We start from the raw sequence: 22,876 nt of genomic DNA on the forward strand, positions 1-22,876 counted from the left end.
AGGTTACCGCCCAGAGCGGGCGAGCACCGTTTCCGGATCCGTCCCCCGATGTAGGGCTATGGCGGTGCGCATGGACCTGCGGGCCCGCCGGCCGTCGCCGCTCGCGGAGTACGCGAGGCTCAGTCGGTACCACCCGCCCCAGTCTGCGGGGAACGCCTCGACCTCGCGGCGCACGACGTCGAAGTGCTCGTCCGCGGCGGCCCGCACGTACCGTCCGGACGGGGTCCTCGGCAGATCGTCCGCGGGAAGCTCACCGCGCGCGGCGAGTTCCCGGCCGAGGCGTTCTGTGCGGGCGCCGAAGACGATCTCGCGCACCATGGCCCACGTGCCCACCGCGGGGATCACGAGCATGGCCACGCCCAGCAGGGTGGGCAGCCAGCCCCCCGCGCCGAGCAACAGGACCGCCCGGTGGAAGGCCAAGGCGAGGTACAGGGCCAGCAGCCCGATCATGAGCGCGGCCAGGATACGACCCTTCGCACCCACCTCGAGCACGGTGAACACCGCGGCGAACGCGAGCATGGCGACGAGCCAGATCTTGGAGCCCACGGAGATCGGCAGGATAAGCACCGTGATCACGAGCAGCACGATCACGGCCGTGGCCCACCAGCGCAGACCGGAGAAGGAACGGGCGCGGCTCACAGCCCCAGGTCCATGTAGCCGTCCAAGCCGTGGGTCAGCCCCGGGTGCTTCGCGACCGAGCGCACGCCCAACAGCACACCCGTCATGAAGGACACGCGGTCGAAGGAATCGTGGCGCACGGTCAGCTGCTCCCCCGTGTTGCCCAGCAGGGTCTCCTGGTGGGCCACGAGCCCGCGTAACCGCACCGAGTGCACGTGCACACCGTCCAGGTCCGCACCGCGTGCGCCGTGCGGATCGGATTCCGTGGCATCCGGCGACGGCGCCACACCGGCCCGTTCGCGCGCGGCGGCCACGAGCGCGGCGGTTCGCGCCGCGGTACCGGACGGGGCGTCGAGCTTCTGGGGGTGGTGCAGCTCCACGATCTCCACGGACTCGAAGAACGCCGCGGCCATCTCGGAGAACTTCATGGCGAGCACCGCACCCACCGCGAAATTGGGGGCGATCAGCACACCCGTGTCCGGGGAATCGGCGAGCCACGACCCGAGCTCGGCCAGAGTGGCGTCGTCCCAGCCCGTGGTCCCCACGACCGCGTGGATACCGTGTTCCACGGCGAAGCGCACGTTCTCCCGCGTGGCGCTCGGGACCGTTAGGTCCACGACCACCTGGGCGCCGGAGCTCACGATCTCCTGCAGGTCGTCACCGCGACCGAGCGCCGCGACGAGTTCCATGTCCGAGGCGTCCGTGATGGCCTTCACTGCCTCGGAGCCCATGCGTCCGTTGCGGCCCAGTACGGCCACCTTGATCTGCTCGTTCATGTGATCCCGCCTCATTCCTGGTTCTGCTCGACGTGCGGCCCCACCACGGTGCGCACCGTGGCGTCCGCGGACAATTGCGCTGCCAGTGCCTGCACGTCCTCGGACGTCACGGCGCGGATGCGCCGCAGGGACTCGTCCACGTCCATGAAGATGCCCGTCTTCAGTTCCGCGGACCCCAGCCGGGACATCCGTGACCCTGTGTCCTCGAGGGCGAGGACCGTGGCACCGCTGAGTTGGCCCTCGACCTTCGCGAGTTCTGCCGCATCCATCCCGTCCTGGGCGAGCCTGTCCAGCTCGGCGCGCATGAGCTCGCTGACCTGGTCCACGCGCTCGCCCGTGCACCCCGCGTACATCCCGAAGAACCCGGCGTTCGAGTAGGAGCCCGAGAAGGAGAACGTGGAGTACGCGAGCCCCTTCTGCTCCCGGATGGTGTGGAACAACCGCGAGGACATCCCGCCACCCAGGGCGGCGTTGAGCACGGTCATCGCGAAGCGACGCTCGTCCCCCGACTGCAGTCCGGCGCCGCCCAGCACCACGTGGGCCTGCTCGACCGGGCGCTCGAACGTGTGGGTCCCCACCAGGGGCGTCAGCTGCGCCGGCGAGGAGTCCCGCCGGGCACCGGCGTGACCGGTCGCGTCCGGGTCCCAGCCCGCGCGGGCCAAGGACTCGCGCACGAGTTCGACGACGCGGTCGTGGTCGAGACCCCCGGCCACCGTGACCACGAGGTTCTCGGGGCGGTAGGAGCCGCGGTAGTGCTGCCACACCGCGTCACGGGTCACGGAGCGGATCTCCTCGGGGGTGCCCGCGATGGGCCGCGCGAGCGCGGACCCGTGGAGCACCTCGGCGTTGAACTGTTCGAACGCGAAGTCCGTGGGATCGTCCCGGTCCATGGCGATCTCCTCGAGGATCACACCGCGTTCGCGGTCGAACTCCTCGGGGTCCAGGACGGCACCGGTGAACATGTCCGCGAGCACGTCCACCGCCATGGGCAACTGCTCGGAGAGCACCCGTGCGTGGTAGCACGTGTGTTCGTGGGCCGTGAACGCGTTGGACTCCCCGCCCACGCGGTCGAAGGCCTCCGCGATCTCGAGCGAACTGCGCCGGGAGGTGCCCTTGAACAGCAGGTGCTCCAGGAAGTGCGTGGAACCGAGCATGCCCGGGGCCTCGTCACGCGAGCCCAGGCTCACCCAGAACCCCACGGACACCGAACGCTGCCCGGGCATCTTCTCGGTGAGCACCCTGGTCCCGCACGGCAGGACGGTGCGCATGATCACGGCGCCCTCGGCGTCGTCGTGCACCACGTGGGTGAAGCCCGGCGCCTGCGCTGTGGCCGAATAGGCCCGAAGGCGGGCGGCCCCGCCGGAGACGTGCTCCGCGGGATCGCCCGCCCTCAGGGGAAGGTGAACAACTGTCATCTAGTAACGAACACCCTCTGCTCAGTTCTCGTCGTCGGAGGACTCGGCCGGGGCCTCGGACTCGGCCACGACGGGCGCGAGGGACAGCTTGCCGCGGTCGTCCACCTTGGTGATCTCCACCTGGACCTTCTGGCCCACGGACACGACGTCGTCGACCTCGTTGACGCGCTTGCTGTCGTTGAGCTTGCGCATCTCGGAAATGTGGAGCAGACCATCCTTGCCCGGGGTCAGGGACACGAACGCACCGAACGTGGTGGTCTTGACCACGGTGCCCAGGTAGCGCTCGCCCACCTCGGGGACCTGCGGGTTGGCGATCGCGTTGATCGCCGAGCGCGCGGCCTCCGCGGAGGGGCCGTCCGTGGCGCCGATGTACACGGTGCCGTCGTCCTCGATGGAGATGTCGGTGCCGGTGTCCTCCTGGATCTGGTTGATCATCTTGCCCTTGGGGCCGATCACCTCACCGATCTTGGACACGGGCACGTTCACCGAGATCACGCGCGGCGCGAACTCGCTCATCTCGTCCGGGGCGTCGATCGCGGAGGTCAGCACGTCCAGGATGTAGAGCCGGGCCTCGCGGGCCTGGGTCAGGGCCGAGGCCAGGACCGAGGCGGGGATACCGTCCAGCTTGGTGTCCAGCTGGATCGCGGTCACGAACTCGGACGTACCGGCGACCTTGAAATCCATATCACCCAGCGCGTCCTCCGCACCGAGGATGTCGGTCAGGGCCGCGTACTGGACCTCGCCGTTGACGGTGTCGGAGACCAGGCCCATGGCGATACCGGCCACGGGAGCGCGCAGCGGCACACCGGCGTTGTACAGCGACAGCGTGGACGCGCACACGGAACCCATGGACGTGGAGCCGTTGGAGCCCAGCGCCTCGGAGACCTGACGGATCGCGTACGGGAACTCCTCCCGGGAGGGCAGCACGGGCGTGATCGCACGCTCGGCGAGCGCGCCGTGACCGATCTCGCGGCGCTTGGGCGAACCCACGCGGCCGGTCTCACCCGTGGAGTACGGAGGGAAGTTGTAGTGGTGGATGTAACGCTTGTGCTTGACCGGGGACAGCGAGTCGATCTGCTGCTCCAGCTTGAGCATGTTCAGCGTGGTGACACCCATGATCTGGGTCTCGCCGCGCTCGAACAGCGCGGAACCGTGCACGCGCGGGAGCACGTCCACCTCGGCGCTGAGCTGACGGATGTCCGTGAGACCGCGGCCGTCGATGCGCACCTTGTCCTTGAGGATGCGCTGGCGCACGGTCTGCTTGGTCAGAGCCTGGTAGGCACCGTTGACCTCGTCCGCGCGGCCCTCGAAGGCCTTGCCCTCGCCCGTGAGCTCGGCCAGCGTGGACTGGTGCAGTTCGTCGGTCGCGGCCTCGCGCTCCTGCTTGCCGGCGATCGAGTAGACCTCCGCCATGCGCTCGCCCACGAAGTCCTTGACGGCCTCGGCGGCGTCGTCCCCGTACCCGCCGAAGCGAGGCAGGTCCAGCTCGGGCTTGGCGGTGCGGGAGGCGAGATCCGCCTGGGCGTCGCACAGGGCCTTAATGAACGGCTTGGAGGCCTCGAGGCCCTCGGCCACGAGCTCCTCGGTCGGTGCGACCGCGCCCTGGCCCTTGATGAGCTCCCAGGCGTTGTCGGTGGCCTCGGCCTCGACCATCATGATCGCGACGTCCGAGCCGCCGTCCTTGGTGCTCACCACGCGGCCGGCCACGGCCATGTCGAACACGGCGTTCTCCAGCTGCGAGTGCTTAGGGAACGCGATCCACTGATGGGAACCGTTCTCCTGGGCCATGAGCGCCATGCGCACGCCGCCCACGGGGCCCTGGAAGGGCAGCCCGGACAGGGTCGTGGACATGGACGCGGCGTTGATCGCCACGGTGTTGTAGATCTCGTCCGGGGCGATGGACGTGACGGTCACGACCACCTGCACCTCGTTGCGCAGGCCCTTGCCGAACGCGGGACGCAGCGGGCGGTCGATCAGACGGCACGTCAGGATCGCGTCCGTGGACGGGCGACCCTCACGGCGGAAGAACGAACCGGGGATGCGACCCGCGGCGTACATCCGCTCCTCGACGTCCACCGTGAGCGGGAAGAAGTCGAAGCCCTCCCGCGGGTGCTTGCCCACGGCCGTGGCCGAGAGCATGGAGGTCTCTTCGTCGATGTAGACCATGGCCGAACCCGCGGCCTGGCGGGCGAGTCGGCCGGTTTCGAAGCGCACGACGCGCTTGCCGTACGAGCCGTTGTCGATAACGGCTTCTGCACTCTGGATTTCGGGACCCTCCAAGGGTCACCTCCGTTTCTTCGTGGTGCGCGATCCGCGCGACACACCGGTCTTCGATCGAGGCGCTCGCAGCGCGTGAGCGTTGCGAAGGCCACTGTCGAGGACCGCGACATGCAGCGCGGTCACGCCATGACGTGATTTCTCGTTGGATTGTCCGGACACGCGGTCCGGGTGGCGGTGTTCGTCACGAACAGCGCCGGTTGCGGCGGTTCCCCGCGCTCCGACAGGGGCACGGGGAACCGGTCACATCACTTGCGCAGGCCGAGGCGCTCGATGAGCGCACGGTAGCGGGCGATGTCGGTGCGACGCAGGTAGTCCAGCATGCGACGACGCCGTCCCACCAGGGCCATGAGGCCACGGCGGGTGTGGTGGTCGTGCTTGTGCATCTTCAGGTGCTCGGTCAGATCGGAGATCCGACGGGACAGCACCGCGATCTGCACCTCGGGCGAACCGGTGTCACCCTCGTGCGTCGCGTACTCGGTGATGATCTGGTTCTTGATCGTGGCATCCAGGGCCATGTGTAACTCCTCGAGTCAGTACCGTGACCGCCCGGTGCGTGAGATTCTCGCCCGGGGTCCGGGAGCGAGCTCCCGGGGTCGGACCGCCACGGACCGCAGTCAGACCAGCGTCCATCCTAACCGATCCTCCGCCGGGGCACCGTAAGGGCCGTCACCACTCGGCGGACGACGGCGCGGCGCACCGCTGCAGGGCCCCGCACCTACACGGTGCGGCAGCGCCGTCGCCGCCCCGCGGGAGCGCCAGCGCCGTCCAACGGGAGCGACGTCGCCGCCCCGCGGGAGCGCCCCGGACGTGCGAAGCGGGACCGACCTGGAACAATGGGGGCATGCAGAAGATGAACGTCGAATCATTCAACCTGGACCACCGCAGCGTGGCCGCTCCCTACGTGCGGATCGCGGATCGGAAGGAACTGCCGGGTGGTGACACCCTCGTGAAGTACGACGTCCGCTTCACCCAGCCCAACCAGGCGCACCTGGAGATGCCGGCGGTACATTCGATCGAGCACCTCACCGCGGAGCACATGCGTAATCACACGGACGCCCTGATCGACTTCTCCCCCATGGGCTGCCAGACCGGTTTCTACGCGCTCATGCTGGGAGTGGAGACCGAGGAGTTCGAGCGCCTGCTCGAGCGCACCTTCCGGGACATCCTCGAGGCGGACGAAGTCCCGGCCGCGAACGAGGTGCAGTGCGGCTGGGGCGCCAACCACAGCCTCGAGGCCGCCCAGGACGCGGTGCGCGGATTCCTGGCCGAGCGCGAGCACTGGGACGAGGTCACGCGGTGACGGACGACGCCGCACGGTTCGCCGCGTGCGTGGGCGCGCCGGCCGTCGTGGTCGCCATGGCGGAGGAGGCCGAACCGTTCCTCGCGGACGCCGACTCCCGCTGCGAGAACCCCCACGTGATCGGCGGTGCCGAGCTGTATGCCGTCGAGGCCGCGGGGCGCCCCGTGCTCGTGGTGCGCACCGGGATCGGATTGGTCAATGCCGCGTCGACCCTGAGCGCGATGCTGGAACGGTTCGAACCGAGCGCCGTGATCTCCGCCGGTTCCGCCGGGGGCCTGCGCGCGGACGTCAACGTCGGTGACCTGGTGATCGGCACCGAGTTCCGCTACGCGGACGCGGACGCGACCGCCTTCGGGTACGAACCGGGACAGGTGCCCGGGATGCCCCCGGCCTTCGCGGCGTCGTCGGAGCTCGTGACGGCCGCGAGCAGCCTCGCGGCCGCAGAGGGCTACGCCGCGTGGCGCGGGACGATGCTCTCGGGCGGCGCGTTCGTCACGGCGCGCAACGTGGGGGTGACCCGCGAGGTGTTCCCCGAGGCCCTGAGCACGGACATGGAGACCACGGCCCTCGCGCACGTGTGCCACGACCGTGGCGTGCCCTTCCTGGCCGTGCGCGCGATCTCGGACCTGTGCGGTCCCGCCGCGGACCAGCAGTTCCACATGGAACTGGACATCGTGGCCCGGATCAGTGCCCAGGCCGTGACCGAACTGCTCGGCGGGCTCCCGCCCGTCCAGCCACCCACACGTCGAGAAGAACGAGGAACGCATGAGTGACGACAAGACCAAGGACCTGAAGGACGCCGCCCCGGACGTCGCCAAGCACGTGCTGCGCGACGGTCACGAGATCCCCCAGCTGGGGTTCGGCACGTACCCCATGGACGACGCCGAGGCCGAGGCCCTGATCCCCGAGGCCGTGTGGCGCGGCTACCGGCTCATCGACACCGCGGTGAACTACGGCAACGAACGCGGCGTGGGCCTCGGTGTGCGCTATTGCGACATCCCCCGCTCGGACCTGTTCCTCACGTCCAAGCTCCCGGGCCGGGATCACGGTACGGACAGCGTGCGGCGGTCACTCGAGGGCACGCTCGAACGGCTCGGCACGGACTACCTGGACCTCTACCTGATCCATTGGCCCAACCCCAGCGTGGACCGGTACGTGGACACGTGGCGCGCCATGATGGCCGCGCGCGACGAGGGCCTCATCCGTTCGATCGGTGTGTCCAACTTCCTGCCCGAGCACCTCCTGCGCCTGGAGCGGGAGACCGGGGAGATGCCCGTGGTCAACCAAGTGGAGCTGCACCCGCAGTACCAGCAAGAGACCCTGCGGGCGTTCCACGAGGAGCACAAGATCCTCACCGAGGCGTGGTCCCCGCTGGGGCGCAAGACGGACCTCCTGCAGGACCCGTGGCTCGTGGAGATCGCACGCAAGGTGGGACGCACCCCGGCCCAGGTGGCGCTGCGCTGGCACGTGCAGTCGAGCATCGTGGCGATCCCCAAGTCCTCGAACACCGAGCGCATGGCGGAGAACATCGACGTGTTCGAATGGGAACTCACGGACGAGCAGATGGAACGGGTGCGCATGCTGCACACCGGCATCAGCGGTTCGGGGTTCGACCCCTCCGTGCACGAGGAGATGTGATCAGCCCCACCGGGTGAGCTCAGTCGGTCCCGCGCGCCTGTTCCCGCAGGATGTCGCGGGACCGATTCACGTCGTCGCGCATCTGGGACACGAGCGCGTCGATCCCCCGGTAGGCCACCATCCCGCGCAGGCGTTCCACGAATTCGACCACCACGGTCTGCCCGTAGAGGTCGAAGTCCTCCACGGCCTCGTCCGGGCGGTCGATCACGTGGGCCTCGACCTGGCGGTTCACACCGTCGAACGTGGGATTCGACCCCACGGAGATCGCCGTGGGCCAGCGGGTGCCGTCCTGGTCCACGAGCCAGCCCGCGTAGACCCCGTCCGCCGGGATGAAACCCGTGGCCTCGGGTGCCAGGTTGGCCGTGGGGAAGCCCAGTTCACGCCCGCGTGCGGCCCCGTGCACCACTTCCCCGCGCATGCGGTGGTGCCGGCCGAGCAGTTTGGCAGCACCGCGGATGTCCCCCGCCTCGAGGCACGAGCGCACCCACGTGGACGAGCAGCGACGGTCGTCGCTCCAGCCCACCAGGCCGTTGAGTTCATCCGTGTCCTCGGGGACCAGGCCCGCGACGTCGTCCACGACCTCGACCTCGAAGCCGTGTTCACGGCCGAGCTCCCTGATCACCGGCAGGTCCCCCGTGTTGTCACGCCCGAGCCGGACGTCCGACCCGATCACGAGACACACCGCGCCCAGCGGTTTCACGAGGTAGTCGACCACGAACTCCTCGGGGCTCAGCTCGGAGAACTCGAGGCTGTACGGCAGCACGAGGACGGCGTCCACGCCTGTGGCCTCGAGGGCGTCGAGCTTGTCCTCGAGACCCATGATGAGTCCGGGGTGAGATTCGGGCCGGTGCACGAGAGCCGGGTGCGGATCGAAGGTCACGACTACGGAGCGGGCCTCGAGACGCCGGGAGGTCTCGAGCAGCCGCGCGAACACGTGTTGATGACCGCGGTGGACACCGTCGAAGTTGCCGATGCTCACCACGGAGGGACCGAATCCCGGGGTGACCTCGTCCAGGCTTCTCCAGCGAATCACTGTTCTCCTTGATGTCTTCTGCGTGGTCAGGGTGTGTGCGGGCGACGTCTAGAGCCTACCGCTCCGCCGGGAGGGCCGTGTCAGCCACAACCACACGAGCCCCACGATCGGGAGCACGAGCGGCACGTAGCCGTAACCGGCACCAAAGTGGGACCACACGCTCGCCTTGGGGAACAACTGCGGTTCCAGGACACTGAGCAGGCCCACGCCCAGCACACCCACGAGCTCCACGACCACGGCCACCGTGGCGACCCTGTGCCAGCCCGGACCGGACTTGGCCAAGGCGATCGTCGCCAGGACGTAGATCGCGGCGGAGATCGTGGACAGGATGATCGCGAGCGGAGCCGCGGAGAACTCGGTGGCGAGCTGGTAGAGCGAGCGCACCCCCGCGGAGAGCGAGAAGACGGCGTACACCACGATCAGCAGCCGCCCGAACCCCGAGTTCTTCCGGTCGGATCCCGCGCGGGGCCCCGACCGCCCGAAACGGTTCTGCAGCGTGGTGCGTGAGGGCTCAGCCATGCTCGTCCTTCCCCCGGCGGCCCGTCCCGGCCGCTGCGGCGTCACTGGTAGTAGTAGATGAAGTTCATGCGGTAGACCATCACGGCCACCACGGGACCGGCGGCGGCCAGGATGAGGGTGGACCACCGCGAGCGTTCCACGAGGGACCACACGAACGTCCCCGCGGGGATCAGCAGCGCCGTGAGCAAGTAGCCCCAGTACTCGAGCAGGCTCCCGGAGGGATCCGGACCCAGCACGGGCAGGAACACCGAGCCCACCGCGTAGACCAGCAGGAACGCCTCGAGCACGAGCACGGAACCCTGGGAGAAGTCGTCCGGCGCACGTCCGCGCGCGGCCTGCACGAGGCAGATCACGCACGAGAGCGCACCCAGGACCACCGATGCCCAGAACCACCCGTCATAACCCCACAGCATCAGTCGTGCGTCCGTTCCGTTCGCTTGGTTCCGTCCTGTCCCGCTCCGGGGTCACCCGCCCCGGGTTTTTCCACGCCTGTATCATCCGGCGCCGCGGCAGCCGTGAACGTCACCCCCGCCGCGATCCCGAGCACCGACGTCGTGTATCGGCGGTCGGCGGGGCCGCGGTCCTCGGCGAGGGCCACGAGTGTCCCGTCCGGTGCGAAGCATGCGACGGGCAGCCCCGCCCGGAATCCCCCGGCAGGCTCGGATCCCGACGCCGCGGCGTCGCCGGCGGATGCGGTGTCACCGGCGCCTGCCCCGGAACGAGACGCGGCGCCGTCGACCTGCGAAGCGCCGCCAGGATGAACCTGCGTCGCGGCGATCCTGCGCCCGTGCGACAGGTCCGTGGCCTCCCGGGCGGTGAGCTCGCGCACGGGGAACAGTCCGCGCGCGGCGTCGTCGATCGGCAGCGTCGAGACCGTGCCGCCGGCGCGCACCTGCTCCGTGAGCTCGTCGAGCGTGTGCGACTGCTCGAGCGTGAACGACCCCACGCGCGTGCGCCGCAGCGCCGTGAGGTGCCCGCCCACGCCCAGGGCCTCCCCGAGGTCGCGCGCGAGGGCGCGGATGTACGTCCCGGAGGAGCACGTCACGGTCGCATCGACATCCACCGCGGTGGGCTCAGCGTCGGTCGGCTCGCGGGAGATCCCGTGCACCGTGAACTCGTAGACGGTGACCGGTCGCGCGGGCAGCTCCACGTCCTCGCCCTTGCGCACGCGGGCGTACGAGCGCTGCCCGCCCACCTTGATCGCGCTGACCGCGGACGGGACCTGCTGGATCTCACCGGTCAGCTCGGCGACCGCGGCCAGGACGGCGTCATCGGTGAGCGCGGCGAGCCGCTCGGGCGCGGCCGTGCTCGTGACGTCCCCCTCGGCGTCGTCGGTCACGGTCGCGGCACCCAGGCGGATGCTCGCCCGGTACGTTTTGTCCGTGCCCGTGACGTAGGTCAGCAGCTTGGTGGCCTTCTCGACCCCCACGACCAGCACGCCCGACGCCGCGGGGTCCAGCGTGCCCGCGTGACCCACCTTGCGGGTCCCCGCGAGGCGGCGCATGCGCGAGACGACGTCGTGCGAGGTCCAGCCGAGCGGTTTGTCCACGACGACGAGCCCGGCCACCCTCGGGAGCGAGGGTGCCGGGCTCGGGATTTCCTGGCGATCGGTCACCGGGTCAGTCCCGCGACCGGCTCTCGGGGGCTTCGTCATCCGCGTCGGACGTGCGGTAGGCGTCCTCCCCCGCGGCGTACTGAGCGCCCTGGGCCTGTTCAGCCACCTGGGCGTCCTTCTCACGCGCGGTGCGCAGCAGCGACTCGAGACGTGCGGCGTCCGCGGGGATCTCGTCCGCGACGAAGGTGAGCGTGGGGGTCAGGCGCGCGGTGATGTTCCTACCCACCTCGGAGCGCAGGATGCCCTTGGCGGACTCCAGGGCCCGCGCGGTCTCCTGACGCTGCGTCTCGTCCCCGTAGACGGTGTAGTACACGGTCGCATGCTGCAGGTCGTTGGTGACCCGCGCGTCCGTGACGGTCACGAAACCCACCCGGGGGTCCTTGATCCTGCGTTCGAGCGCCTGGGCCACGATCACCTTGATGCGATCGGCCAGTCGAGCGGCGCGGGCGGCGTCGGCCATGGTGGTACTCCTCGTGTCCGGGCAACGCCGGGGCGTTGCACTGTGCGGGGGTGGTGCGCCGTGACGCGCCACCCGGTGCGATGCGCCCATCACGGAACGGATCGCGGTGCGGGCGGGGTGCCCGCGTGATCTCGTGGGAATCACACGGGCACCCGGACCCGCTGTCACGTGGTCGCGGCCGGTGCGCTCGCGTGAGTGCACCGGCCGCGGGGACCCGTCAGTCGCGCGGCTTCTCGCGCATCTCCCAGGTCTCGATGAGGTCGCCCTCGCGGATGTCGTTGAAGGAACCGAGTCCGATACCGCACTCGTAACCCTCGCGCACCTCGGTGGCGTCGTCCTTGAACCGGCGCAGCGAATCGATGGTGAGGTTGTCCTGCACCACGTTGCCGTCGCGCACCAGGCGGGCCTTGCCGTTGCGGCGCACCACACCCTTGGTGATGTACGCACCGGCGATGTTGCCCCACTTGGACGAGCGGAAGACCTCGCGGATCTCGGCGGTACCGAGCTCCACCTCCTCGTACTCCGGCTTGAGCATGCCCTTGAGCGCGCTCTCGACGTCGTCGATCGCGTTGTAGATCACGGAGTAGAACTTCATCTCCACGCCCTCGCGCTCGGCCAGGTCCGTCACGCGCTCGGCGGGACGGACGTTGAAGCCGATGATCACGGCGTTGTCCACCGTGGCCAGGTTGACGTCGTTCTGGGTGATCGCGCCCACGCCGCGGTGGATGACCCGCAGCTGGACCTCTTCGCCCACGTCGATCTTGAGCAGCGAGTCCTCGAGCGCCTCCACGGCACCGGACACGTCACCCTTGATGATGAGGTTGAGGGTGTCGATCTTGCCCTCGGCCACGGCCTCGTCGAAGGACTCGAGCGTGATCCGCTTGCGGCGCTTGGCGAGTTGGGCATTGCGGTCCGCGGCCTCACGCTTCTCGGCGATCTGACGCGCGGTGCGCTCCTCCTGGGTGGCCAGGAACGTGTCACCCGCGCGCGGCACGGAGGACAGACCCAGCACCTGCACCGGGCGGGACGGCAGCGCCGCCTCCACGGTGCGGCCCATCTCGTCGAACATGGCACGCACGCGACCGTACGCGGCACCGGCCACGATCGAATCGCCCACGGTGAGCGTGCCGGACTGGACCAGCACGGTGCACACCGCACCGCGGCCCTTGTCCAGGTTGGCTTCGATGGCGACGCCGCGGGCGTTCTTGTCCGGGTTCGCCTGCAGTTCCAGAGCGCCGTCCGCCGTGAGCACGATGGCGTCCAGCAAGTCCTCGATGTGCAGGTTCTCGCGGGCGGAGACGTCCACGAACATGGTGTCGCCGCCGTACTCCTCGGGCACCAGGCCGTACTCGGTGAGCTGACCGCGGATCTTCTCCGGGTTGGCGTCCGGCTTGTCGACCTTGTTCACGGCCACCACGATCGGCACGTTCGCCGCCTGGGCGTGGTTGAGCGCCTCGACGGTCTGCGGCATCACGCCGTCGTCCGCGGCGACCACGAGCACGGCGATGTCCGTGACCTGCGCACCACGGGCACGCATCGCGGTGAACGCCTCGTGACCCGGGGTGTCGATGAACGTGATGAGCCGTTCCTGACCGTCCACCTCGGTGGAGATCTGGTACGCACCGATGTGCTGGGTGATGCCGCCGGCCTCACCCTCGATCACCTTGGTGTTACGGATCGCGTCCAGCAAGCGGGTCTTACCGTGGTCCACGTGACCCATGACGGTGACCACCGGCGGGCGCGGTGCCAGGACGTCCTCGCCCTCAGCCTCCAGTTCCGCCTCGAGGTCGATGTCGAAGGACTCGAGCAGCTCGCGCTCCTCGTCCTCCGGGGAGACCACCTGGATCTGGTAGCCGAGCTCGGCACCCAGCAGCTGGAAGGTGTCCTCGTCCAGGGACTGGGTCTGCGTGGCCATCTCACCCAGGTGGATGAGCACGGTCACGAGCGACGCCGGGTTCGCGTTGATCTTCTCCGCGAAGTCCATGAGCGAGGCACCGCGGCGCAGCCGCACCACAGTGCTGCCGTCGCCGTGGGGAACCGACACGCCGCCGACGGCGGGTGCGCTCATCTGCTCGAGCTCCTGGCGCTTCGCCCGCTTCGACTTGCGGTGCTTGCCGCGGGCACCACCGCGACCGAAGGCACCCTGCGTGCCACCGCGGCCACCGCGGCCGCGGAAACCACCGCCGCCACCGGTACCACCGCCGCCGGCGCCACCACCGCGGCGGGGTCCCCCACCGGGTGCCGGGCGGCTACCGATCGGGGCCACACCCGTGGTGTGACCGGGCATCATGTTCGGCGAGGGGCGGGGTCCACCGGGACGGGGGCCGCCCTGACCCGTTCGCGGTGCACCCGTACGGGGCGCACCGGGACGCGGGCCACCCTGGCCCGCCTGAGCGGGACGGGGGCCACCCGGACGGGGACCGCCGGGACGGGGTCCGCCCTGACCGGCATTGCTCGAACGCATCCCCTGCTGGGACGCGAACGGGTTGTTACCGGGACGCGGTGCTCCGGGCTTGGCCGAGCGCTGCTGGCCGGGGCGCGGCGCACGCTGACCACCGTCGGAACCGCGGCCCATGCCCTGCTGGGACGCGAACGGGTTGTTCCCCGGACGCGGTGCGGACTGACCCGGCTTGGCACTACCGGGCTTGGGGGCGTTGGCACGGGGGCCCGGGGTCGCCGCACTGCGCGGCGTGGCCGAGTCGGAGGCGGCGGGCTTGGAGGCAGCGGGCTTCGCGACCGGGGTCTCGGAGGCCTGGGGCTCGGACGCCGACTTCGCGGGGGCCTTGGGGGCACCCGGGGTCGGCGCGGCGGATCCGGCAGCGGGCTTGGCAGGGGCGTCGGAACCGGCGGGCTTGGACTGGACCCTGCCCCCGGGCTTGGGCGCGGAGGACTTCTCCGCGGGCTTCCTGGCGCCCTGCTGCGCGGGCTTGCCGGAGTTGCCCCCGGCGGAGTTCTTGGACTGCGCGGCGGAATCGCCACCGGCGGGGTACGCCGAACGCAGCTTCTTGGCCACGGGCGGTTCCACCGTGGAGGACGCTCCGCGAACGAATTCGCCGAGTTCCTGAAGTTTGGAAATAGCTTCCTTGGACGTGATTCCGAGCTCTTTCGCGAGCTCGTGGACACGGGGCTTGGCCACTGTTCTCCTGTCTCGGTCCGCACCGAAACAGGTACGAACCGCTTATTTTCCGTTGACGTGGCCACCGGACGCACACGTGCGTCCCGCGTGGCCGCGGGTTGAGTACTCGAAGGCACTCATCGGCCGGCACTCATCGGTTTTCCATGGGCTTTTGACTCGCTTTCCTGGTGTTCGTCCTCCTGCACCGGCAGGAGGACGCGCAGCTGTTGCTCGAGGTCGTCCGTGGTCACGGCGGTACGGAACGAGCGATGGAACGCCCGTTTGCGCACCGCGGTGGCAACGCACTGCCGGGTGGCGTGCACCCAGGCTCCTCGGCCTCCCGCTCGGCAGTGAAGATCCGCCACGACCCGGGGGCCCTGCGGTGTGTCCTCCATCGTCACGCGGACGAGTTGATCAGGGGGGCTCACCTCTCGGCACCCCACACAGGTTCGAAGACTGTTGACGCTCATCCCCGCTCCTCATGACCCGTCGTCCGGTTTTCAGGCGGCACGGAACCGCGCGGAAGGACGATGGTCGACCTGATCAGAGCAAAGTCTAGCGCGCCGCGCGGGATTCCCCCGAATCCTGGGGGTGTTCAGCGATCCGTCGCGCGGGATTCGGGGACGATGTCGATGCGCCACCCCGTGAGCCGCGCGGCCAGGCGGGCGTTCTGCCCCTCCTTGCCGATCGCGAGGGACAGCTGGGCGTCCGGGACGACGGCGCGCGCGGAACGGGCACCCTCGTCCAGCACGTTCACCCGGGACACCCGCGCCGGGGACAGGGCGTTGCCGATGAACCGGGCGGGATCGTCCGAGTAGTCGATGATGTCGATCTTCTCGTCTCCGAGCTCGTTCATCACCGCGCGCACGCGCGAACCCATGTCACCGATGCACGCGCCCTTGGCGTTGGCCCCGGGGCGCTTGGCGGCCACGGCCATCTTCGTGCGGTGCCCGGCCTCGCGCGCCAGGGTCACGATCTCCACGGAACCGTCCGCGATCTCGGGGACCTCCATCTCGAACAGTCGGCGCACCAGATCCGGGTGGGAGCGGGACAGCGTGATGGACGGGCCCTTGAACCCGCGCTTGGCCTCCACGACGAACGCGCGGATCCGCTGACCGTGCTCGTAACGCTCCCCGGGGACCTGCTCGTGCGGCGGCAGCAGTCCCTCCACGGTGCCCAGGTTCACCTGGACCATCTTGGGGTTGTTGCCCTGCTGGATCTGACCGGAGACGAGTTCCCCCTCGCGGCCCTTGAAGTGACCCAGGACGTTGTCGTCCTCGACGTCGCGCAGTTTCTGCAGGATGACCTGGCGCGCGGTCGCGGCGGCGATACGACCGAAACCGGACGGGGTGTCGTCGAACTCGCCCACCCGCTCGTCGTTCTCGTCCAGCTCGGGAGCCCAGATGGTCACGTGTCCACTGCGACGATCGACCTCGGCACGGGCGCCGTTGATGGCCCCCGGCGAGCGCATGTACGCGAGCAGCAGGGCCTGTTCGATCGTGGGGATCAGCACGTCCACGGGGATGTCGCGCTCGCGTTCCAGCAAGCGCAGGGTGCTCATGTCGATGTCCATGTGTCCGGCCTTCCTTCGCACCACGCGGGGGTTCCGCACCGTATTCGGGGCCGAGAACCAAACAGCGCGCCGCACGCGGGGTGCGGAGCGCTGCTGCATGGGTCTGTCTCGTGTTCTTCCGGCTATCGTACATCCCGCGGGGACGTCAGATCTCCACCTCCACCTTGGCACCGCGCACGTCCACGTAGGCCACGCGCTCGGGGTCCAGGTACTTCACCGGCATTCCCTTCTTGGGTTGGTGCCAGCGCTGGACCACGGCGTGGTCCTCGTGCGCCTCGAGCAGCCGCGCCGAGTAGCGCTCCCCCTCCGCGGGCCGGATCCGCACGAGGTGGCCCACGCTGCGCCGCCAGTGCCGCGGCGTCTCCAGGTCGCGCGTGGCCCCCGGCGAGGACACCTCGAGTTCGTACGGCGGGCCGGGCACGGGGTCGTCGCGGTCCAGGGCGTCGGAGACCTGCCGCGCCACCTCCGCCACGCGATCCAGGCTCAGAGAGTCCGTACCGTCCGGCAGGTCCACGAGCACGCGCAGCATCCGGTTCCCGCCCTGGCCCGTGAACTCGCACTGCTCCAGGAAGAGCCCGGCGGCCTCGACCACCGGTTCCACGCTCGCGCGGATGCGCGTCTCGTCCACTGTCGTCATGTCCGTCCTCCTCGTGCGGCTCGCGGGGTCACCGCGCCGCGTTCGTCCTGCCTGCTGCTCCCTATCATGGAACAGACCCGTCCCCCGGAGGAATTCGTGAGTTCTCGCCCGCCCGCACCCCCCGCCAGCGCCTGGCGCGTCCTGGCCGTGGCGCTCACCCTGGTCCTGGTGCTCGTGCTCGCCGCGGGTTTGTGGGCTCATTGGCGTTCGTTGTCCGACGACGACGCCGCACGCCTCGGCGCGCGCGCGACCGTCGCCTCCGTGCGCACGGGCCTGCACCCCGATCCCTCGGTCCTTCCCGACGCCGTCCTGGCGGATCAGGAGGCCGCGTTCGGTCCGGCGGCAACTCCCTCCCAGGCCCGCCACCTCGAGGCACGCGGTACCGGGGCCCCGCCGAGTTCACTGGCCGACGCCGCAGCCCGGCTCGAGGACGTCGCCAGGACCTCGCCGAACGGGGAGCTGGCGGCCACCGCCGCGAGCGTCGCGGCGTCGTGGTGGGCGGTGGAGCCACCGCCGGCTGGCGCGGACCCCACCGCACGCCGAACAGAAGAGAGCGAGGCGGGTTCGGGGGCCGGTTCCCCCGCGGCATCGAAAGTACCCACCGAGGAAGGGGACGGCGAGGACACCAACGACGACGCGGCGTCGTCGTGCGAACCTGCGCAGCTCGCCGCGGTCACGGCCCTGGACCGTGCGCGGTTCACCGCCGAGGCGGCCGCTGCGCGGATCCCGGCCGACGCCGCACAGAGGGGCACCATGGACGCGGTCACGGACACGCTCGATGCCACGCTGCGTGAGCCGGCGGTGACTCCGATGTTGTCGTGCGATCCCGCACCCGTCGCGGGCGGTCACGTCCTGCCCGCCGGCTTCGCGGAGGACCCCACCCGAGCGGTGGGCGGGCCACTGCGCGAGGCGAGCGCCGCGCTCGTGTCCGCCGTGGGGGCGTCGTCGCCCGAGGACCGGGACTGGCTGCTCACGGGGCTGCTGGAGACGGCCGTCACAGCGCAGCACCTGGACCCCGAACACCCGGTGCCCGCCCTACCGGGGAGGGACTGACGCGCGGCGCACGCGCCGGTCAGCGACCCGTGAGGACGTCCCACCCGAGCTTGGCAATCAACACCGTGACCACCGTGAAGAAGACCACGCGGATGAACGCGCTGCCCCGGGCCACCGCGGTGCGTGCGCCGATGTAACCCCCGGCCATGTTGCTAAGCCCGAGCACGAGACCCAGCCCCCACAGGACGGAACCGTGCGCGGCGAAGACCGCGATGGCGCCGATGTTCGTGGCCAGGTTGACGATCTTGGCCTTCGCGCTCGCCGCGAGGAAGCTGTAGCCCAGTAACGATACGAGCCCGATGATCAGGAACGACCCCGTTCCCGGGCCCATGACGCCGTCGTAGAAACCGATCAAGGCGCCTAGCGCGACAGCCAGCCCGTAGTGCCGCGCGCCGGTGTGTCGCAGCGCGGTCAGCTGACCCATGGATGGCTTGGCCACCGTGAACACGAGCACGGCGATCAGCGCGAGCACGATGATCGGCTTGAACACCGCGGCCGGGAGTGCGGCGGCCGCGGCCGCACCCGCCCCCGACGCGACGAGGGCCACGACGGCCATGGGCAGCGCGGTGCGCAGGTCCGGGTGGACGCGACGGTAGAACGTCACCGCGGACGTGGTCGTGCCGAAGACCGAGCCCATCTTGTTCGTCGCGAGCGCCTGGACCGGGGTGATGCCCGGGATCAGCAGCATCACGGGCAGTTGGAGCAACCCTCCACCGCCCACCACGGCGTCGATGAACCCCGCGGCGAAACCGGTGAGCACCAGCAGCACGACGAAGCCGGAGGCGGCGGAGTCCAGACCGGATCCCGCGAGGGCGGACAGGTCCATAACGGAACACCCGGGCCGGGACTACAGGGTGTCGTCCGCGGGGGTGTCCGATCCGCGCAGTTCGGCGGTGAGTTCGGCAACCACGTCCTCGCGTGCGATGTCCCGGGACTGCCCGCTGCGGCGGTCCTTGAGCTCGAGCATCCCGTCCTTGAGCCCGCGGCCCACCACGAGCACGGTGGGTACGCCCAGCAGCTCGGCGTCGCCGAACTTCACACCCGGGGAGACCTTGGGACGGTCGTCGAACAGGACGCTGATCCCGGCGTCCTCGAGGTGCGCGACGATCTCCTCCGCGGCCTCGAGCACCTCCGTGCCCTTGCCCGTGGCGACCACGTGGACGTCCGCGGGGCTGAGGTCGCGCGGCCACAACAGGCCCTTGTCGTCGTGGTAGAACTCCGCCACGGCCGCGAGCGCGCGGGTCACGCCCACACCGTAGGAGCCCATGGTCACGGTCACGAGCTTGCCGTTGCTGTCCAGCACCCTGAGCCCGAGGGCATCGGCGTACTTGCGCCCGAGCTGGAAGACGTGGCCCATCTCCATGCCACGCGCGATCTCGAGGGGCCCGGAACCGTCCGGTGCGGGGTCCCCGTCACGCACGGTGCAAGCCTCGAGGGTGCCGTCCCACGTGAAGTCGCGCTCGGCGACCAGGTGGTAGACGTGGGTCTCGGCCACGTTCGCGCCGGTGATCCACGAGGTGCCCGGCACCACGCGAGGGTCCACGAAGTACGGGATGCCCGTGCGGGACTCGGAACCGAGCAGGGCGTCGTCGCGGCTCAGACCCGGACCGATGTAGCCCTTGACGAGTTCGGGCACGGCACGCAGCTCGTCCTCGGTCGCGGCGGCGACCTCGAGTTCACCGCCCTGTCCGAGGGCCTCACCGATCCCGGCTTCCACGCGCTTGAGGTCCACGTCGCGGTCCCCGGGAACGCCCAGGGCCACGAGCTGACGCTTACCACCGGGCAACGAGACGGACAGCACGACGTTCTTGAGCGTGTCCGCGGCGGTCCACGGCTCGCCTTCGCGGGGGTGCAACTCGTTGGAGCGCTCCACAAGCGTCTCGATCGTGGGGCTCGCGGGGGTGCGGTGCACTTGGGCCGCAGGAGCGTCCGCGTAGTCGATCGGCTCCGGGACCACCGTCGTCACGGCCTCCACGTTCGCGGCGTAGCCTCCAGCCGAGCGCACGAAGGTGTCCTCACCCACGGACGAGGGGTGCATGAACTCCTCGGACCGGGATCCGCCCATGGCCCCCGAGGTCGCGGACACGGCCACGACCGGCAGGCCGAGGCGTTCGAAGATCCGCACGTACGCCGCGCGGTGCTTGGCGTAGGACTCGTCCAACCCCGCGTCGTCGATGTCGAACGAGTAGGAGTCCTTCATGATGAACTCCCGCCCGCGCAGCAGACCCGCGCGGGGGCGGGCTTCGTCCCGGTACTTGGTCTGGATCTGGTACAGCGAGACCGGGAGGTCCTTGTAGGACGAGTAAAGATCCTTCACGAGCAGCGTGAACATCTCCTCGTGCGTGGGCGCGAGCAGGTAGTCCGCGCCCTTGCGGTCCTGCAGCCGGAAGAGGTTCTCACCGTACTCGGTCCAGCGGTTGGTGGCCTCGTAGGGTTCGCGCGGCAACAGCGCCGGGAAGTGCACCTCCTGGGCGCCGATCGCGTTCATCTCCTCGCGCACGATCCGCTCGACCTTTCCCAGGACGTTCAGCCCCAGGGGCAACCACGTGTAGATCCCGGGCGCCGCGCGGCGGATGTACCCGGCGCGCACCAGGAGCTTGTGGCTGTCCACGTCTGCGTCCACGGGGTCTTCGCGCAGCGTGCGCAGGAACAAGGAACTCAGGCGAAGGGGCATGAAGGGATCCTATCCACCCGTGAAGGGATCGATCGAAGCGGCGGGTATCCCCGCGAGTCTATCGCTGCGCGGCACCGGCGCACGCCTGGCCTGGGGGCTCACAGGAGGACCGTGGCGAAATCCCCGTGCCGCCGGAAACCCACTCGGCGGTATGTGGCCAGGGCGGGTGCGTTGAACGAGTTCACGTAGAGGCTCACGGTCGGGACGTACTGCCGGGCGAGCGCCACGGTCGCGGCCATACACGGCACGGCCAGTCCCCTCCCCCGGTGCTCGGGGTCCACCCACACGCCCTGGATCTGGCACACGGACCCGTGCAGTGACCCGATGTCCGCCTTGAAGATCACGGTACCGTGCTCGTCGGTGAGCACCGCGGTCCTGCGATCGCGCACGAGGGAGCGCACTCGCTGGCGGTAACCCTCCGCCCCGGTGGTGAAGGGGGAGTACCCCACTTCCTCGGTGAACATGGCCGCGGCCGCGGGCAGCACGCGAGGGAAGTCCTCGTCCTGCGCCCATCGCACATCGCGGGCGGGCCCCGTGAACAACTCGGGTGCGGGATCACGGTCCATCACGAGCAGCGGTTGCACGGGACGGACGTCGAAGGGTTCGGGCCACGTGTCCCGCAATCGTTCCCACAGTCCGAGCACGGGATCGGCGGGACCGAAGAACGAGGCGAAGCGGGGGCCGCCGCGGGCCAGGACGTCCGCGACGAGGTCCGTCCCGGTCTGGTCGAGCACCACGGGGACCACGTTGGTTCCCGCCCAGCACGCGCCCACGAGCTCGCCGGAGGAGTCCGCCACACCGATCACGGGCGGCTGCCGCCGACCGCGGGCGGCCCGGATCCGGGCCACGTGCGCCGCGACGAACACCCCGGACACCGCGTGCCGCGCCAGCAGGCGGTCCAGTGCCGACTGGTTCACGGCGGCGGGTGAGAGCACCCGCGGGGCGCGGCGCAGGATCACCCGGCGGTCACGACCGGCGCGCCCTCGACCGGCTGGCCGTTCTCGTCCAATTCCATGCTCTCGGCCATCTCGTTGGCCTGGGCGAGCAGGGTCTCCACGATCTGGTCCTCGGGAACGGTCTTGATGACCTCACCGCGCACGAAGATCTGGCCCTTACCGTTGCCCGAGGCCACGCCCAGGTCCGCTTCGCGGGCTTCCCCCGGGCCGTTGACGACGCAGCCCATCACGGCCACGCGCAGCGGCACGGTCAGGTGTGCCAGGCCCTCGTTGACCTCCTCGGCGAGCTTGTAGACGTCCACCTGCGCGCGCCCGCACGAGGGGCACGAGACGATCTCGAGCTTGCGCGGGCGCAGCCCAAGCGACTGCAGGATCTGATTGCCCACCTTGACCTCTTCGACCGGAGGCGCGGACAGGGACACGCGGATGGTGTCCCCGATGCCCTGACCGAGCAGGATGCCGAAGGCGGTCGCGGACTTGACGGTGCCCTGCAGGGCCGGGCCGGCCTCAGTGACACCCAGGTGCAGCGGCCAGTCCCCGCGCTCGGCAAGCAACTGGTAGGCGCGCACCATGGTCACGGGGTCGTTGTGCTTGACCGAGATCTTGAAGTCGTGGAAGTCGTGCTCCTCGAACAGCGAGGCCTCCCACACGGCGGACTCCACGAGCGCCTCCGGGGTGGCCTTGCCGTACTTCTGCAGCAGGCGCTTGTCCAGGGAGCCCGCGTTCACGCCGATCCGGATGGACACGCCCGCGGCCTCCGCCGCACGGGAGATGCCCTCGATCTGGTCGTCGAACTTGCGGATGTTGCCCGGGTTCACGCGCACACCGGCGCACCCGGCGTCGATCGCGGCGTAGACGTACTTGGGCTGGAAGTGGATGTCCGCGATCACCGGGATCGGGGACTTCATGGCGATGATGGGCAGGGCGTCGGCGTCGTCCTGGGACGGGCACGCCACGCGCACGATGTCGCAACCGGCGGCGTTGAGCTCGGCGATCTGCTGCAGCGTGGCGTTGATGTCCGTGGTGGGGGTCGTGGTCATCGACTGGACGCTGATCGGGTGCTCCGACCCCACACCCACCGAACCCACCTGGATCTGGCGGGTCTTGCGCCGGGGCGAGAGCACCGGTTGGGGCGCGGCGGGCATACCGAGATTGACCGAGGTCACGAATTGCCTCCCAAGGAAGTGGCGTCCGGGGCCCGTGACGCGCGCCCC

General features: G+C 69.9%; 22 protein-coding genes. 4 read left to right on the forward strand and 18 right to left on the reverse strand.

Annotation, left to right across the window (positions count from 1 at the left end):
• Positions 1 to 3: 3 nt before the first annotated feature.
• The 5 genes from RF637_RS09535 to rpsO form a co-directional block, all read right to left on the reverse strand.
• Positions 4 to 639: a hypothetical protein gene (locus RF637_RS09535; protein WP_368844704.1), complete on the reverse strand. Its 636-nt coding sequence runs from the start codon at positions 637 to 639 to the stop codon at positions 4 to 6.
• Positions 636 to 1,394, reverse strand: coding sequence for a 4-hydroxy-tetrahydrodipicolinate reductase (gene dapB / locus RF637_RS09540; protein WP_368844705.1), 759 nt, complete (start codon positions 1,392 to 1,394; stop codon positions 636 to 638). The genes RF637_RS09535 and dapB overlap by 4 nt, the downstream gene beginning before the upstream one ends.
• Positions 1,395 to 1,405: 11 nt before the next feature.
• Complete coding sequence (locus tag RF637_RS09545) at positions 1,406 to 2,809, reverse strand: M16 family metallopeptidase (RefSeq protein ID WP_368844706.1); 1,404 nt, start codon at positions 2,807 to 2,809, stop codon at positions 1,406 to 1,408.
• A 21-nt stretch (positions 2,810 to 2,830) separates the two neighbouring features.
• Positions 2,831 to 5,089: a polyribonucleotide nucleotidyltransferase gene (locus RF637_RS09550; RefSeq protein WP_368844707.1), complete on the reverse strand. Its 2,259-nt coding sequence runs from the start codon at positions 5,087 to 5,089 to the stop codon at positions 2,831 to 2,833.
• A gap of 245 nt (positions 5,090 to 5,334) precedes the next feature.
• Positions 5,335 to 5,604: a 30S ribosomal protein S15 gene (gene rpsO / locus RF637_RS09555; protein ID WP_035963435.1), complete on the reverse strand. Its 270-nt coding sequence runs from the start codon at positions 5,602 to 5,604 to the stop codon at positions 5,335 to 5,337.
• Positions 5,605 to 5,930: 326 nt separating this feature from the next.
• Between rpsO and RF637_RS09560 the strand changes: the two genes are divergently transcribed.
• Genes RF637_RS09560 through RF637_RS09570 form a run of 3 tightly spaced genes read left to right on the forward strand, consistent with a single transcriptional unit; the run spans position 5,931 to position 8,027 of the window.
• Positions 5,931 to 6,389 carry an S-ribosylhomocysteine lyase gene (locus RF637_RS09560; protein WP_035963447.1) on the forward strand — a complete coding sequence of 153 codons (459 nt, stop codon included), beginning with the start codon at positions 5,931 to 5,933 and terminating at the stop codon, positions 6,387 to 6,389.
• Positions 6,386 to 7,162, forward strand: a complete 777-nt coding sequence (locus tag RF637_RS09565) for a 5'-methylthioadenosine/adenosylhomocysteine nucleosidase (protein WP_368844708.1) — start codon at positions 6,386 to 6,388, stop codon at positions 7,160 to 7,162. The genes RF637_RS09560 and RF637_RS09565 overlap by 4 nt, the downstream gene beginning before the upstream one ends.
• Positions 7,155 to 8,027: an aldo/keto reductase gene (locus RF637_RS09570; protein ID WP_064845962.1), complete on the forward strand. Its 873-nt coding sequence runs from the start codon at positions 7,155 to 7,157 to the stop codon at positions 8,025 to 8,027. Before RF637_RS09565 ends, RF637_RS09570 begins: the two co-directional genes overlap by 8 nt.
• A 19-nt stretch (positions 8,028 to 8,046) precedes the next feature.
• Here the strand turns inward: RF637_RS09570 and RF637_RS09575 are convergent, their stop codons facing one another.
• The 9 genes from RF637_RS09575 to rimP form a co-directional block, all read right to left on the reverse strand.
• On the reverse strand, positions 8,047 to 9,060 hold the full coding sequence (locus tag RF637_RS09575) for a bifunctional riboflavin kinase/FAD synthetase (RefSeq protein ID WP_368844709.1): 1,014 nt from the start codon (positions 9,058 to 9,060) through the stop codon (positions 8,047 to 8,049).
• A 48-nt stretch (positions 9,061 to 9,108) separates the two neighbouring features.
• Positions 9,109 to 9,579 carry a hypothetical protein gene (locus RF637_RS09580; protein WP_186317216.1) on the reverse strand — a complete coding sequence of 157 codons (471 nt, stop codon included), beginning with the start codon at positions 9,577 to 9,579 and terminating at the stop codon, positions 9,109 to 9,111.
• Between the two features lie 41 nt (positions 9,580 to 9,620).
• A complete protein-coding gene (locus RF637_RS09585) occupies positions 9,621 to 9,992 on the reverse strand; it encodes a hypothetical protein (protein ID WP_035963481.1) in 372 nt (123 codons plus the stop codon).
• Positions 9,992 to 11,194: a tRNA pseudouridine(55) synthase TruB gene (gene truB, locus RF637_RS09590; RefSeq protein ID WP_368844710.1), complete on the reverse strand. Its 1,203-nt coding sequence runs from the start codon at positions 11,192 to 11,194 to the stop codon at positions 9,992 to 9,994. Before truB ends, RF637_RS09585 begins: the two co-directional genes overlap by 1 nt.
• A gap of 4 nt (positions 11,195 to 11,198) precedes the next feature.
• Positions 11,199 to 11,654 (reverse strand): 30S ribosome-binding factor RbfA, encoded by a 456-nt coding sequence (gene rbfA, locus RF637_RS09595; RefSeq protein ID WP_098053303.1) that lies wholly within the window; start codon positions 11,652 to 11,654, stop codon positions 11,199 to 11,201.
• 217 nt (positions 11,655 to 11,871) lie between these two features.
• A complete protein-coding gene (infB, locus tag RF637_RS09600; RefSeq protein WP_368844711.1) occupies positions 11,872 to 14,790 on the reverse strand; it encodes a translation initiation factor IF-2 in 2,919 nt (972 codons plus the stop codon).
• A 116-nt stretch (positions 14,791 to 14,906) separates the two neighbouring features.
• Positions 14,907 to 15,239 (reverse strand): YlxR family protein, encoded by a 333-nt coding sequence (locus RF637_RS09605; RefSeq protein WP_368844712.1) that lies wholly within the window; start codon positions 15,237 to 15,239, stop codon positions 14,907 to 14,909.
• 125 nt (positions 15,240 to 15,364) lie between these two features.
• The gene (gene nusA, locus RF637_RS09610) at positions 15,365 to 16,342 is read right to left on the reverse strand and encodes a transcription termination factor NusA (protein ID WP_064845967.1); all 978 of its coding nucleotides are present in this window, start codon (positions 16,340 to 16,342) and stop codon (positions 15,365 to 15,367) included.
• Between the two features lie 145 nt (positions 16,343 to 16,487).
• Positions 16,488 to 16,979 (reverse strand): ribosome maturation factor RimP, encoded by a 492-nt coding sequence (gene rimP / locus RF637_RS09615; protein ID WP_085106671.1) that lies wholly within the window; start codon positions 16,977 to 16,979, stop codon positions 16,488 to 16,490.
• Positions 16,980 to 17,075: 96 nt separating this feature from the next.
• Here rimP and RF637_RS09620 point away from each other — a divergent pair, with 96 nt between their 5' ends.
• Positions 17,076 to 18,032, forward strand: a complete 957-nt coding sequence (locus RF637_RS09620; protein ID WP_368844713.1) for a hypothetical protein — start codon at positions 17,076 to 17,078, stop codon at positions 18,030 to 18,032.
• Between the two features lie 19 nt (positions 18,033 to 18,051).
• On the opposite strand, the gene RF637_RS09625 is transcribed toward RF637_RS09620, so the two are convergent.
• The 4 genes from RF637_RS09625 to ispG all read right to left on the reverse strand — a co-directional run bounded on the left by RF637_RS09625 (position 18,052) and on the right by ispG (position 22,828).
• The gene (locus RF637_RS09625; RefSeq protein WP_085106669.1) at positions 18,052 to 18,858 is read right to left on the reverse strand and encodes a TSUP family transporter; all 807 of its coding nucleotides are present in this window, start codon (positions 18,856 to 18,858) and stop codon (positions 18,052 to 18,054) included.
• Between the two features lie 21 nt (positions 18,859 to 18,879).
• The gene (locus tag RF637_RS09630) at positions 18,880 to 20,706 is read right to left on the reverse strand and encodes a proline--tRNA ligase (RefSeq protein ID WP_368844714.1); all 1,827 of its coding nucleotides are present in this window, start codon (positions 20,704 to 20,706) and stop codon (positions 18,880 to 18,882) included.
• 98 nt (positions 20,707 to 20,804) lie between these two features.
• The gene (locus tag RF637_RS09635) at positions 20,805 to 21,623 is read right to left on the reverse strand and encodes a GNAT family N-acetyltransferase (protein ID WP_368844715.1); all 819 of its coding nucleotides are present in this window, start codon (positions 21,621 to 21,623) and stop codon (positions 20,805 to 20,807) included.
• 38 nt (positions 21,624 to 21,661) lie between these two features.
• On the reverse strand, positions 21,662 to 22,828 hold the full coding sequence (gene ispG / locus RF637_RS09640) for a flavodoxin-dependent (E)-4-hydroxy-3-methylbut-2-enyl-diphosphate synthase (protein WP_035963522.1): 1,167 nt from the start codon (positions 22,826 to 22,828) through the stop codon (positions 21,662 to 21,664).
• Positions 22,829 to 22,876: the final 48 nt, after the last annotated feature.

The organism is Kocuria sp. CPCC 204721 (genome assembly GCF_040980945.1).
Classification (GTDB): domain Bacteria; phylum Actinomycetota; class Actinomycetes; order Actinomycetales; family Micrococcaceae; genus Kocuria; species Kocuria marina.

Coding starts and splice junctions, on each gene's coding strand:
- RF637_RS09630 (WP_368844714.1), bottom strand. CDS start 20,706: ATGCCCCTTCGCCTGAGTTCCTTGTTCCTGCGCACGCTGCGCGAAGAC.
- rimP (WP_085106671.1), bottom strand. CDS start 16,979: ATGACGACAGTGGACGAGACGCGCATCCGCGCGAGCGTGGAACCGGTG.
- nusA (WP_064845967.1), bottom strand. CDS start 16,342: ATGGACATCGACATGAGCACCCTGCGCTTGCTGGAACGCGAGCGCGAC.
- RF637_RS09585 (WP_035963481.1), bottom strand. CDS start 9,992: ATGCTGTGGGGTTATGACGGGTGGTTCTGGGCATCGGTGGTCCTGGGT.
- RF637_RS09545 (WP_368844706.1), bottom strand. CDS start 2,809: ATGACAGTTGTTCACCTTCCCCTGAGGGCGGGCGATCCCGCGGAGCAC.
- RF637_RS09570 (WP_064845962.1), top strand. CDS start 7,155: ATGAGTGACGACAAGACCAAGGACCTGAAGGACGCCGCCCCGGACGTC.
- dapB (WP_368844705.1), bottom strand. CDS start 1,394: ATGAACGAGCAGATCAAGGTGGCCGTACTGGGCCGCAACGGACGCATG.
- rbfA (WP_098053303.1), bottom strand. CDS start 11,654: ATGGCCGACGCCGCCCGCGCCGCTCGACTGGCCGATCGCATCAAGGTG.
- RF637_RS09580 (WP_186317216.1), bottom strand. CDS start 9,579: ATGGCTGAGCCCTCACGCACCACGCTGCAGAACCGTTTCGGGCGGTCG.
- rpsO (WP_035963435.1), bottom strand. CDS start 5,604: ATGGCCCTGGATGCCACGATCAAGAACCAGATCATCACCGAGTACGCG.
- RF637_RS09560 (WP_035963447.1), top strand. CDS start 5,931: ATGCAGAAGATGAACGTCGAATCATTCAACCTGGACCACCGCAGCGTG.
- RF637_RS09605 (WP_368844712.1), bottom strand. CDS start 15,239: ATGAGCGTCAACAGTCTTCGAACCTGTGTGGGGTGCCGAGAGGTGAGC.
- RF637_RS09625 (WP_085106669.1), bottom strand. CDS start 18,858: ATGGACCTGTCCGCCCTCGCGGGATCCGGTCTGGACTCCGCCGCCTCC.